Source organism: Rhodococcus sp. CX (assembly GCF_015865005.1).
In the GTDB taxonomy this organism is placed as follows: Bacteria; Actinomycetota; Actinomycetes; order Mycobacteriales; family Mycobacteriaceae; genus Rhodococcus.
Map to the genome: position 1 here is coordinate 1 of NZ_JADZGH010000178.1, position 10,698 is coordinate 10,698.

Below are 10,698 nucleotides of genomic sequence, written 5' to 3' on the forward strand. Positions count from 1 at the left end.
GTCCGTGCCCGCCCCTCCCGCACCAGCAATGTCTCGAAGACGCCGTCCCCCCGCAGCACACCGAAATCGTCGGCATGGAGCAGCGGCGCATCCGCGTCCCGCACCTCGCCGTCCAGCGTCACCAGCACCCGATCAGCCATGGCGCCCACCCTATCCATTGGCGGTCCACGACCTTGTTCCCCATAGACTGGTGTCGTGGCCGAGTTTCCGATCGTGACCGAAAGCCCACTGCTCGCGCTCCCCGACGCCGTCGCCGCCCCCGCAGGCACACCCGATGCCGGACTTCCCTGGCACCACGGCGATCCCCTCGGTGAACAGCGCGCCGCGACGCTCGGAGCGGCGGTGATCGACCGGTCGACGCGGTTCGTCATCGCGATCTCCGGCGAGGAACGGCTCTCGTGGCTGCACACGATCTCGAGCCAGCACGTCGCAGCGCTGCCCGACGGCACCTCCGCCGAGAACCTGAGCCTGGACGCCAACGGGCGCATCGAACACCACTTCGTGCAGACCGATCTGGACGGTGTCACGTGGATCGACACCGAACCCGGGCGCGGACCCGATCTGCTGGCGTTCCTCACCAAGATGGTCTTCTGGGCCAAGGCCGAACCCCGCGACGGGAACGAGCTGGCGGTGCTGAGCCTGCTCGGACCGGAGTCCGGCGACCCGCGCATCCTCGCCGCGCTGGGTCTCGAGGCGCTGCCGGCCCGGCCGTACGACGCGGTCGCGCTGCGCGGCGGCGGGTTCGTGCGGCGCATGCCGTGGCCGACCGGCCATTCGTACGACCTGCTGGTGCCCCGGGAGAAGCTCACCGAGGTGTTCGGGGCGCTCACCGCAGCCGGCGCCCGCGCCGCCGGCACGTGGGCGTTCGAGGCGCTGCGCGTCGAGGCCGTGCGCCCGCGCATCGGACTCGACACCGACGAGCGCACCATCCCGCACGAGGCCCGCTGGATCGGCGGGCCCGACCGCTTCGGTGCCGTGCATCTCGACAAGGGGTGCTATCGGGGCCAGGAGACGGTGGCGCGGGTCGAGAATCTCGGCAAGCCGCCTCGGCACCTGGTGCTGCTGCACCTCGACGGTTCCGCCGACGGACGGCCCGAGCCCGGCGATCCGGTGACCGCCGACGGCCGGACCGTGGGCCGTCTGGGCACCGTCGTCGACCACCACGAACTCGGCCCGATCGCGCTCGCATTGATCAAGCGCACCGTTCCCGCCGGAACCGCGTTGGTCGCCGGACCCTGCGCCGCGGCGATCGACGCGGACTCCGTTCCGGACGACACCGGTGTCCAGGCGGGCCGCCTGGCCGTCGAACGGCTGCGCGGCCGGTGACCGCCGCAGACATCCGGCTCGGCCGGGTGGACGCGGTGTGTGTGGTGCATGCGATCCGGGACAGCGGTAGCCGCCGGGTTCCCGTCACGGCCATCGACAAGCGTCCTGTGTCCGATCCGGTGCACGTCGGCCCGCACGGCCTCACCGGCGACCGTCAGTGCGACACCGAGCACCACGGCGGCCGTTACAAGGCCGTGTACGTCTACGGCGAGGACGAGGCGCAGCGCTGGGTGTCCGAACTCGGCCGGGACCTGCCCGCGGGCTGGTTCGGTGAGAACCTGCGGCTGAGCGGCATCCCGACGACCGACGCGGTGATCGGCGAACGGTGGGCGGTCGGCACCGGTGGTCTGGTGCTCGAGGTGACCGAGCCGCGCACCCCCTGCGGAACCTTCGGAAGGTGGGCGGCCGAACCGCGCTGGGTCAAACGCTTCACCGAGCGCGGCGACACCGGCGCCTACCTGAAGGTCGTCGCCGAGGGCCCGGTCGCTGCGGGCGACCCGATCGAGGTGCTGTCCGTTCCCGCACACGGCGTCACCGTCCGGGATATGTTCACCGGACGCGACCCGGATCGGCTCGCGGTGCTGCTCGAACAGCAGCAGGATCTGTCGCCGACCCTCGTCGAGAAGGTCCGCCGGCGGCTCGCCGTACGACAGGTGCAGGGGGCGATGTGAGCGTCGAACTGGTGGAGGTCGTGCGGTCCGGGTTCCGCGAGTGCGTGCACCGCGGGTCCCTGATCGTCCTGGACCCGCGCGGCGAGGTGCTGATCTCGCTGGGCGAGGTGCACACGCCGATTTATCCGCGGTCGTCGAACAAGCCGCTGCAGGCCACGGCACTGCTGCGAAACGGTTTCGTCCCGCGCACCACGGCCGAGCTGGCCATCGCGACCGCGTCGCACGAAGGCGAGTCCGAGCACGTCGAGCTCGTCGAGGACCTGCTCGACGAGTACGGCTTCGACGAGACCGACCTGCAGTGCCCGGCGGACCTGCCGGGCAACGAACTGGCCCGCGCCGAGGTCCTCGCGTCCGGGCGGCCGCCGCGGACGGTGTACATGAACTGCTCCGGCAAGCACGCCGCGATGCTCGCCGCGTGCGCCGCGAGCGACTGGGATCCGCGCACCTACCTCGACCCGGCCCATCCGCTGCAGCAGGCCGTCGTCGACACCGTCCTGGACCTGGCCGGCGACTTCGAGGACGCCGAACTCGGCATCGACGGCTGCGGCCTGCCCATCGTTCCCCTGCCGTTGTTCAACCTCGCGAGCGCGTACTCGCGGCTCGTCACCGCGGCCCCGGACACTCCCGAGCGGGCGGTCGCCGACGCGCTGCGCGCCCACCCGTTCCTGATCTCCGGAACCGGCAAGGACGACGTCCGCCTGATGACCGCGGTGCCGGGCCTGATGTGCAAGGCAGGGGCCGACGGTATCCACGCCGGCGCGCTGCCGGACGGCACCGCGTTCGCGTTCAAGATCGACGACGGTCACGAACGCGCCCGGCTGCCGTTGACCGCGGCGCTGCTGCACCGTCTCGGTGTCGACTTGTCGGAGGAACTCGCGACGCTCGCCTCGCAGCCGGTGCTCGGTGGAGGCAAGCGTGTGGGCACCGTTCGCGCGATTCCGGGGGTGTTCTGACCTCCGATCGCCAGACGAACCCCCGACGAACCGCGCTGTCGCCGCAGGTCGTGCCCAGGTGAGACGCATCGGACACGGCCCTGGAGGGGTGTGTGGAGGCGGAACGAACTTTTCCACGCTAGAGTGGAGCGCAGGAAAATACTCACATCACCGGGGCCGCCAAATTCCCCAGGCCGCCCCGTCAAAGCGCGAGGGGGTTAGCCATGGGCCGCGGCCGGGCTAAGGCAAAGCAGACCAAGGTTGCACGGCAACTCAAGTACAGCTCGCCGTCCACCGACTTCGAGAGCCTCCAGCGAGAGTTGTCTGGTGGTGAACCCATCTCGCACCGGGACGAAGTCTTCGCTGAACAACGCTCCGGTTGGGACGACGACTCGGACGACGACTGGCGTCGCTGACCCAGAGTAATCCCACGCACGGATCGGGGAGCCGGCAACACCGGCTCCCCTTACTGGCGCACGACGCACCCGCGCACGGTGCGTCGTCCGGGTTCCGCACCCGTCGGCGCGGATGCTCCCCGGTACCGGGATCTCAGCCACGCACCTGAGCACAAAGCACTGCGCCCGGGCCATCCAGGTGGCCCGGGCGCAGTGCTTTGCTTTGGAAGCCGATCCGGCTAGAACCGCGGGTGGTCGCCGAGCAGCACGGCCCGCACGTCGTCCTGGTCCTGCGCCTTGCGGACGGTACCGAGGGTCCAGCAGTCGATGTGCCGGGCGGTGAGCACGGCCAGCGCGCGGTCGACGTCCTCCGGCGCGACGATCGCGACCATGCCGACGCCCATGTTGAACGTCTTCTCCATCTCGGCGCGCTCGACGCGACCGCGCTGGGCGATCATCCCGAACACCGGCGCCGGGCTCCACGTCGTGCGGTCCAGCTCGGCGACGAGGCCCTTCGGCATGACGCGCGCGAGGTTCGCGGCGAGGCCACCACCGGTGACGTGGCAGAACGTGCGGACCTCGGTCTCGGCGGCGAGCGCCAGGCAGTCCTTGGCGTAGATGCGGGTCGGCTCGAGCAGTTCCTCGCCGAGCGTGCGGCTGAACTCGTCGACGTGCGCCGTCAGGCTCATCTTGCCGATCTCGAGCAGCACCTTGCGGGCGAGCGAGTAGCCGTTCGAATGCAGACCCGAGGAGCCCATGGCGATGACCACGTCGCCCGGACGGACCCGGTCGGGGCCGAGCAGCTTGTCGGCCTCGACGACACCGACACCGGTCGCGGACAGGTCGTAGTCGCCGTCCGCCATCACACCGGGATGCTCGGCCGTCTCGCCACCGAGCAGCGCGCAACCGGCCTGGATGCAGCCCTCGGCGATACCGCCGACGATCTCCGCGACCCGCTCGGGAACGACCCGGCCGACGGCGATGTAGTCCTGGAGGAACAGCGGCTCCGCGCCGCACACGACCAGGTCGTCGACGACCATCGCGACGAGGTCGAGACCGACGGTGTCGTGCTTGTCGAGCGCCTGCGCGACCGCGAGCTTCGTGCCGACCCCGTCGGTGGACGACGCCAGCAGGGGCTCCTTGTAGTCACCCTTGAGCGCGAACAGGCCCGCGAATCCACCGAGGCCGCCGAGCACCTCCGGTCGGGTCGCCTTCTTCGCGAGCGGCGCGAACAGTTCGACGGCTCGGTCGCCTGCCTCGATGTCCACGCCCGCCGCTGCGTAGGAAGCTCCGGGGGTTGTGTCCTCGGTCATGGGTTGTCGGCTCCAGCCTCGAGTTGTGGTGAACAGGTGTGCCGGCACCGTCGTTCGGACGCGCGTGTGCACGCCGAAAGCAGCCGGCCGCGCACCTACGGTACCGGACCGGCCGGGACCGTCGGTGCGCGAGGAGAGAAAAGTCCGGACCTCAGGGACGGCTCAACGCGTCCGCGTTGTCGTTGTCGAGGACCGTAGGGGTGTCCGATTCGACGTCGACGACGCCCTCGAGGACGTCCTTGCCGACGGCGTGCTCCTTCGGCAGCGCGATCGGGTAGCGACCGTCGAAGCAGGCCGCGCACAACCGTGAGGCGGGCTGCTCGGTCGCGCCGATCATGCCGTCGATGGAGATGTAGCCGAGCGAGTCGGCGCCGATCGAGCGGCGCACCATCTCGACCATCTCGTCGAAGTCGTGTTCGGAGACGTGTGCGGCGTCGTCGCGGGTGCCGCTGCCGTTGGCGATCAGCTCCGCCGGGGAGGCGAAGTCGATGCCGTAGAAGCAGGGCCACTTGACCGGCGGGGACGCGATCCGCACGTGGATCTCCAGAGCCCCTGCCTCGCGCAGCATCCGGATCAGGGCGCGCTGGGTGTTGCCGCGCACGATCGAGTCGTCGACGACGACGAGCCGCTTGCCGCGGATCACCTCGCGCAACGGGTTGAGCTTGAGCCGGATACCGAGCTGACGGATCGTCTGGCTGGGCTGGATGAAGGTGCGGCCCACGTAGGCGTTCTTCATCAGGCCCTGCCCGTAGGGCACGCCCGAACCCTGCGCGTAACCGACCGCGGCGGGTGTCCCGGACTCGGGCACCGGGATCACCAGATCCGCGTCGACCGGGTGTTCCTTCGCGAGACGACGGCCGATCTCGACACGCGTCGCGTGCACCGACCGGCCGGCGATCGTGGAGTCGGGACGGGCGAGGTAGACGTACTCGAAGACGCAGCCCTTGGGCTCGGGGTTCGCGAACCGCGACGACCGCACGCCGTCGGCGTCGATCGCGAGCAGCTCACCGGGCTCGATGTCGCGGACGAAGGATGCGCCGACGATGTCGAGGGCCGCGGTCTCGCTCGCGACGACCCAGCCGCGGTCGAGGCGGCCCAGACACAGCGGGCGGATGCCCCACGGGTCGCGCGCCGCGTACAGGGTGTGCTCGTCCATGAAGGTCAGGCAGAACGCGCCGCGCAGCTTCGGGAAGAGCTTCATCGCGGCCTGCTCGAGGGTGCCTTCGGCGACGGTATGGGCGAGGAGCGCACCGACGATGTCGGAGTCCGAGGTCGCGGCACCGGGCCGGGCGGGGTCGATGATGCCCAGTTCACGGGCTCGCTGGGCGAGTTCCGCGGTGTTGACGAGGTTGCCGTTGTGGCCGAGCGCGACACCGGTGCCGGCGGCGGTCGTCCGGAAGATCGGCTGTGCGTTCTCCCAGGTCGTCGAACCGGTCGTCGAGTAGCGGCAGTGGCCGACGGCGATGTGGCCGGGCATCGCGGCGAGCGTCTGCTCGTCGAACACCTGGCTCACCAGGCCGAGATCCTTGAAGACGAGCACCTGCGAGCCGTCCGCGACGGCGATGCCGGCCGCTTCCTGTCCGCGGTGCTGCAGCGCGTAGAGGCCGTAGTACGTGAGCTTCGCCACGTCCTCGCCGGGAGCCCAGACTCCGAAGACGCCGCACTCCTCGCGAGGCTCGTTTTCGGGTTCATCGGAGGCGAGAAGATTGCGAGTGTGGACCGACAGATCGGCACTGGTCACCGGGGTGCTCCCTGGGGCTGGACAAGGGCGGGGCATACCCATTCTACGAGCAGGTTCCGGTAAGCCCTATCCGGGACTCGTCACACGACCCGCATCAGCGGCAGCCAGTGGGCGATCTCCGCGGCCCGGCTCCCGGACGCATCGAGCTTCCCGGACGCGACCGCGTCGTCGTATCCGAGGAGGCCGGTCGCGAGCAGCAGCCAGGTGCGGGGCTCGGTTTCGACGACGTTCGGCGGTGTGCCGCGGGTGTGCCGCAGCCCCTCGATGCACTGCACCGCCACGAACGGCGGTACCCGCACCTCCACGCTGGCTCCCGGCGCCACCTGCTCGAGGGTGCGAGCGCTGAGCCGGACCGCCGCGGCGAGATCCGCCCGCGCCGGCCGGTCGTCGCTTTCGCCGCGCAGCCACGGCGCGACCCGGAGCAGGGCGTCTCTGAGTTCGGCGGGGTCGACGGGTTTGCGGGGTGCCACGGGTAGGCAGCCTAGGACACGCGCAGGCGGCGCCGGGTCCCCATCAGACGTGCCGCGGCCGCTCCCCCGGTGTTGATCGCCAGGTGCGCGAGGGCGGGCGCGAGGACGCTGCCGCTGCGCCGGCGCAACCAGTCGAAACCGAGCGCGGCCAGGCCGGTCACCGCGACCGTCCCGACGACGCTGTCCCCCGCGATCATCGCCGGCCGCACGTGCCACAACCCGAACGCGGTGGCGTGCACCGCGGGGCTCACCAGCGGTGTCAGGACCCCGCGGAACAGCAGTTCCTCCGCGAGCACGGTCCCCACCGGGATGTGCAACGTGATCCAGGTCCAGAAGTCGTCGCGGCCGGCTCCGGCCGAGTCCGCGATCCGGTCGCGTACCACGGGTACGGTCAGGGCGAGCACGTAGCCACCGAGGACCGCCGCCGCGACCGCACCGCCCCAGCGCAATCCGGACGGGACGCGGGCGGGGTCGAGCCCCAGCTCGGTGCGGTTCATGCCCGACGCGCGGGCGGCGACCACCGCGCACACGCCCACCCCTGCCGACGCCCACGTGCGCCCGTGCGCGCCGAGCGGTGCCGACGGCAGGGTCGCGCTCCACACGACCGCTCCCGCCGCGACAGCCGGTCCCACGAGGCCGAAGCGGGTCACTTCTCCGGCCCCTGGGTGCCGGCGAGCGCCTCGAGCGCGAACCGCACCCGTTCGGTGTCGGTGGAGGTCCAGCCCTCCGGCTGGGTCACCGCGACCCATCCGTCGAGCACCTCGGTGCCGTAGTTGTGGCCGTGTCCGTCGGGTACGCCGGCCGCGTTCGTCAGATCCGCCGAAACCTGCCAGAACGTGACGATCGGGAACCAGCGCATCTGCGGCAGCCGGTCCGGCCCGGGGGGTTCGGACAGCCAGTCGGGCCGTGTGAACAGCAGGTCGGTCGACCACCACACCACCGGGTCGGACGCGTGCTGGATGTACAGCACGCGCGGGTTCAACCACGGGCTGGGCGGGTTGTCGAGGTCTTCCGCGTCGTCGGTGAACCGCACGACCATGCCGTCGGCGTACACCGGCTGCACCTCGGGCGTGCCGGGGTCGCGGCGATCGACGAGCTGATGCCACAGCCGGTTGGCGTTGGGCGGCCCCACCCACAGCACCCCGTCCACGGTCTCGCGGATGTCGGCGAGGGTGTCGAAAGCCCCCTCCCCCGACTGGGTTCCGAGGCTCTCCCCGTAGACGTACAGCTCGGGTCGCCGGTCGGGCGGCTGGGCGAGCCAGCGTTCGTGGACACGGTCGACGAGGATCCGGCCGGCTTCGGCGGCCTTGTCCCGGTCGGCGAGGAACGAGATCCAGCTGGGCAGGAACGAGTACTGCCACGCGACCATCGCGAGATCGCCGTTGTGGACCAATTCCATGGCCTGCGCGGCGGTGGGGTTCACCCAGCCCGTACCGGTCGTCGGGATGATCACCAGCACCTTGCGGTCGAAGGCTCCGGTGCGTTCGAGTTCGTCGATCACCAGGTCCGCGCGTTTCTCGACGGTGTCGGCGGTGCCGAGCCCGACGTACACGCGGATGGGTTCCTTCGCGGGGGTGCCGTTGACGGCTTCGAGTTCGCCGGCGTGGAGTCCGCGGGAGACGAAGTTGCGCCCCTCGAAACCGAGGGTGTCCCACGGGGCCAGCGATTCGGGACTGCCGGACTTCTCCGGGTTCATCGGCTGGACGGCACCGGGCCGGGTCTCGGCGTCCTGGATGCTGAACGCGGAGTTGACGATCGCGTACGTCCCCCGGATCAGGACGCCGTCGATGAGCATGGCCGTCACCAGCACGACCACGAGCACGCCGAGGGTGCGCGCGAGACCGGCCGGAAGGTGACGCCGGATCAGTTGCCACGCAATCCATCTGCCGATGTCGCGCAGACCGCGCCAGAGGGCCACGAGCAGGCCGGAGACCGCGAGCGCCAGCGCCAGGGTGCGCAGGTAGCCGCTGGTCGTCGTGCCCTCCGCGCCCATCAGCGCCGCGAGCTGACGCTGCTGGACCGCCGAGAACACCAACGCCATCAGAGACGCGACGATCGCGGCGACCGGCACCGCGACCTTGATCGCCCGCAGCACGGGGATCGGCGGCGGCCACCAACGCGCCCACGACAACACGAACCGGTAGACGGCCCAGCCCACCGCACATCCGACGCCGTAGCCGATCGCCGCATTGATACCGCCGATGAGACCCTGGAACAACCAGTCGCGCGGCAGCAGCGACGGCGACAGCGACCAGCAGAAGAACAACGCCGCGAAGGCGATACCGGTGAAATCCAGGCTCAGCCACCCCCACACCCGCGCGGTGAGGGGGTGACGGTCACCGAAATCGGTGACCGCGGCGATGACCCGGCCCTGGCGAGCCTCGATCAACGCCAACCGATCGACCTGGGTACTGGCCATGGCTACCCGAACAAAGCGGGAAGAGTGCCCTCGTAGACCTCTCGCAGCTCGGCCAGGGTCACCGCGAACCGACCCTGCACCTCCACGGAATCCGAACCCTCGTCGACGACACCGATCCGCACCCACGGCAGGTCGCGCGCCGAGCACATCCCCGTGAAGCGGGACTCCTCGGTGCGCGGCACCGCGACCAGCACCCGGCCAGCGGATTCGGAGAACAGCGTGACGAACGGGTCCGCGTCCTCGGGAAGCAGGATCCGGCAACCGGTCTCACCGGCGAGCGCCGCTTCGACGACCGCCTGGGCGAGGCCGCCCTCGGACAGGTCGTGGGCCGCCGAGATCAGGCCGTCGCGCGAACCGGCGACGAGGATCTCCGCGATGAGCCGCTCGCGCTCGAGGTCCACCTTCGGGGGCACACCACCGAGGTGGTTGTGCTCGACCTGCGCCCAGATCGATCCGTCGAACTCGTCGCGGGTCTCGCCGAGCAGGATGAGCGTCTCGCCGGGCTCGAGGCCCAGGCCGGTCGGGATACGACGATGCACGTCGTCGATGACGCCGAGCACCGCGACGACCGGGGTCGGCAGGATCGCGGTCGAGCCGGTCTGGTTGTAGAAGCTGACGTTGCCGCCGGTCACCGGGATGCCGAGCTGGGCGCATCCGTCGGCGAGGCCGCGCACCGCCTGCTGGAACTGCCACATCACGGCCGGATCCTCCGGCGAACCGAAGTTGAGGCAGTTGGACACGGCCTTGGGGGTCGCGCCCGTGGTGGCGACGTTGCGGTACGCCTCGGCGAGCGCGAGCTGCGCGCCCGCGTACGGGTCGAGCTGGGTGTAGCGGCCCGACGCGTCGGTCGCCAGGGCGATACCGCGGCCGGTCTCCTCGTCGATGCGGACCACACCGGCGTCGGCGTTCTCCGCCAGCACGGTGTTGCCGCGCACGTAGCGGTCGTACTGCTCGGTGATCCACTTGCGGCTGCACAGCGCCGGCGACGCGAGCATCTTCAGCAGCGTGGCCTTCAGTTCGTCGGCCGTCTCCGGGCGCTTCAGGCCGGCGGTGGTGTCGGCGATCAGCGCGTCCTGCGAGTCCGGACGCTGCACGGGACGCTCGTAGACCGGGCCCTCGTGTGCGACGGTGCGCGGCGGCACGTCCACGACGGTCTCGCCGTGCCAGGTGATAACCAGGCGGTCGCCGTCGGTGACCTCACCGATGTCGGTCGCCAGCACGTCCCACTTCTTGCAGACCGCCATGAACGCCTCGACGTTCTCGGGCGCGACGACCGCGCACATGCGTTCCTGCGACTCGGAGGACAGCACCTCGGCGGGGGTCATGCCCTTCGCACGGGTCGGGACCCGGTCGAGGTGGATGCGCATGCCGCCGTCACCGGCGGCGGCGAGCTCGGAGGTCGCGCAGGACAGGCCGGCGCCGCCGAGGTCC

10 protein-coding genes and 1 pseudogene are annotated in these 10,698 nt (G+C 70.7%); 4 read left to right on the forward strand and 7 right to left on the reverse strand.

Annotated features, from left to right (window positions below):
* Window positions 1–140 (reverse strand): annotated as a pseudogene (locus I0Q12_RS18515) (aminodeoxychorismate lyase); the annotation flags it as partial.
* A 55-nt stretch (window positions 141–195) separates the two neighbouring features.
* On the opposite strand from I0Q12_RS18515, the gene I0Q12_RS18520 reads away from it, so the two are divergent.
* The 4 genes from I0Q12_RS18520 (at window position 196) to I0Q12_RS18535 (ending at window position 3,345) form a co-directional block, all read left to right on the forward strand.
* A complete protein-coding gene (locus I0Q12_RS18520; protein ID WP_197253358.1) occupies window positions 196–1,326 on the forward strand; it encodes a folate-binding protein YgfZ in 1,131 nt (376 codons plus the stop codon).
* Window positions 1,323–1,997 (forward strand): MOSC domain-containing protein, encoded by a 675-nt coding sequence (locus tag I0Q12_RS18525; protein WP_197253360.1) that lies wholly within the window; start codon window positions 1,323–1,325, stop codon window positions 1,995–1,997. The genes I0Q12_RS18520 and I0Q12_RS18525 overlap by 4 nt, the downstream gene beginning before the upstream one ends.
* On the forward strand, window positions 1,994–2,950 hold the full coding sequence (locus I0Q12_RS18530; RefSeq protein ID WP_197253362.1) for an asparaginase: 957 nt from the start codon (window positions 1,994–1,996) through the stop codon (window positions 2,948–2,950). Before I0Q12_RS18525 ends, I0Q12_RS18530 begins: the two co-directional genes overlap by 4 nt.
* 203 nt (window positions 2,951–3,153) lie before the next feature.
* Window positions 3,154–3,345: a DUF3073 domain-containing protein gene (locus I0Q12_RS18535; RefSeq protein WP_197253364.1), complete on the forward strand. Its 192-nt coding sequence runs from the start codon at window positions 3,154–3,156 to the stop codon at window positions 3,343–3,345.
* A gap of 218 nt (window positions 3,346–3,563) precedes the next feature.
* Here I0Q12_RS18535 and purM read toward each other — a convergent pair whose 3' ends face one another.
* From purM to I0Q12_RS33205, 6 genes are all read right to left on the reverse strand, one after another.
* Window positions 3,564–4,637: a phosphoribosylformylglycinamidine cyclo-ligase gene (purM, locus tag I0Q12_RS18540; RefSeq protein WP_197253366.1), complete on the reverse strand. Its 1,074-nt coding sequence runs from the start codon at window positions 4,635–4,637 to the stop codon at window positions 3,564–3,566.
* A 151-nt stretch (window positions 4,638–4,788) separates the two neighbouring features.
* Entirely contained in the window at window positions 4,789–6,378 is a 1,590-nt protein-coding gene (purF, locus tag I0Q12_RS18545) for an amidophosphoribosyltransferase (RefSeq protein WP_197253368.1), read from the reverse strand.
* Between the two features lie 80 nt (window positions 6,379–6,458).
* Window positions 6,459–6,848 (reverse strand): sterol carrier family protein, encoded by a 390-nt coding sequence (locus tag I0Q12_RS18550; RefSeq protein ID WP_197253370.1) that lies wholly within the window; start codon window positions 6,846–6,848, stop codon window positions 6,459–6,461.
* 11 nt (window positions 6,849–6,859) lie between these two features.
* Complete coding sequence (locus I0Q12_RS18555; RefSeq protein WP_248673583.1) at window positions 6,860–7,498, reverse strand: CPBP family intramembrane glutamic endopeptidase; 639 nt, start codon at window positions 7,496–7,498, stop codon at window positions 6,860–6,862.
* On the reverse strand, window positions 7,495–9,267 hold the full coding sequence (locus I0Q12_RS18560; protein WP_197253374.1) for an alpha/beta-hydrolase family protein: 1,773 nt from the start codon (window positions 9,265–9,267) through the stop codon (window positions 7,495–7,497). Before I0Q12_RS18560 ends, I0Q12_RS18555 begins: the two co-directional genes overlap by 4 nt.
* Window positions 9,268–9,269: 2 nt before the next feature.
* A partial coding sequence (locus tag I0Q12_RS33205) for an AIR synthase-related protein (RefSeq protein WP_231610977.1) occupies window positions 9,270–10,698 on the reverse strand: 1,429 nt, incomplete at its 5' end.

Excerpts from the sequence above, each read along its gene's own strand:
- purM (WP_197253366.1), bottom strand. The coding sequence starts at position 4,637 with ATGACCGAGGACACAACCCCCGGAGCTTCCTACGCAGCGGCGGGCGTG.
- I0Q12_RS18535 (WP_197253364.1), top strand. The coding sequence starts at position 3,154 with ATGGGCCGCGGCCGGGCTAAGGCAAAGCAGACCAAGGTTGCACGGCAA.
- I0Q12_RS18560 (WP_197253374.1), bottom strand. The coding sequence starts at position 9,267 with ATGGCCAGTACCCAGGTCGATCGGTTGGCGTTGATCGAGGCTCGCCAG.